This window comes from Chryseobacterium mucoviscidosis, from assembly GCF_002177115.1.
In the GTDB taxonomy this organism is placed as follows: Bacteria; Bacteroidota; Bacteroidia; order Flavobacteriales; family Weeksellaceae; genus Chryseobacterium; species Chryseobacterium mucoviscidosis.
Genome location: NZ_MVAG01000135.1, coordinates 1 through 232 on the forward strand (window position 1 = coordinate 1; position 232 = coordinate 232).

At 34.1% G+C, this 232-nt stretch carries 1 protein-coding gene; it reads right to left on the bottom strand.

All coding sequences use genetic code 11. From position 1 onward, the window contains the following. The coding region (locus B0E34_RS17355) for a hypothetical protein (protein ID WP_228423098.1) at positions 1–201 on the bottom strand (201 nt) is incomplete at its 3' end. Positions 202–232: the final 31 nt, after the last annotated feature.

The window sequence follows — 232 nt, forward strand, 5'->3', positions numbered from 1 at the left end:
AAAACAGGTTGACTGCTGTCCTACTGTTGTAATTAAATCTACAAAATATTTATCGTTTCTTAAAAATAGCTCAACATATAACGTAAGCTGATTGGTTTTTTCAACGGTTGCATCTTTCGGTAATTCAATCTGAACAAGGAACTGTCCTCTGTCGATCGGCGGGAAAAATTCTCCTACGATAAATAAGAATGCTACTAACATGAAAGAAGAAAACAATACGATGAAAGTAATC